The organism is Morganella sp. HMSC11D09 (assembly GCF_001807955.1).
GTDB classification, from domain to species: domain Bacteria; phylum Pseudomonadota; class Gammaproteobacteria; order Enterobacterales; family Enterobacteriaceae; genus Morganella; species Morganella morganii.
In genome coordinates, this window is record NZ_KV791702.1 from 91639 (window position 1) to 92446 (window position 808).

The following is an 808-nucleotide window of genomic DNA, read 5'->3' on the forward strand; positions in this document are numbered from 1 at the left end:
ACCGCTGACATACAGGCCAAGTGCTGCCAGATCGTAGTATTTATTATTGATGGAGGAGACGAATGTGCCGTAGTTTGCCAGATTAAAATAGGGAGTCTTGTATTTGGAATTACCAGACATTGCAGATAACAACTGCCCTCCCATCAACGGGCAATATTTGCTGGTATAGGTTGTCTTTCCATTCTGGTTACAGATTTGAATCCCGTATTTTGGCAACACGGATAAATCAGGATTGTGATCGAACAACAGTACATTCAGATAGGCAGGTACATCTGTCCATATTGAATTACCGCGCCTCAGCATCGTGCATGCCTGAGATTTTGGCCTGACATAGATTGTGTAGCGACTTTCGTTGCTGATGTCGTATCCGGGTATTTTAGCGCCGCTTCCCTTTTTACCATCGCTGTAAACCGTACCGGCCCACACGCAGTAACCCAGCTTAGAGAAATCTGTCAGCGTTGTGACACCATTCATGCCACGGAGCTGAATGCCATACTTGCCCGCAGCTGATTTAGGTTTTGGGGTGCCATACACATCGTACACAAAAAATTTACCGTAGGGATCATCCCCCCAGGCAGAGTAATCCCCGCATTCCGCATAGACGTATATGTAGGGGGCTTCCAGCCATAATTTATCTGTCCACAACTGAATAACTCCGGTCAGGCCGTAAGTCCCGGCGGCGTGAGCCCCCTTTTTAACCACAATAAAGCAATTGTAGTCTGACATACCGGGAACCACAGCACGCCATGCTTTGCGGTCACGGATGTATTCCCAGACCCCTTCCGGCTCCACTCTGTTTAATTTTGCG

At 47.9% G+C, this 808-nt stretch carries 1 protein-coding gene; it reads right to left on the reverse strand.

From position 1 onward, the window contains the following. Window positions 1-808 (reverse strand): hypothetical protein (locus tag HMPREF3119_RS14730; RefSeq protein WP_168162290.1); only part of this gene is annotated, 808 nt, incomplete at both ends.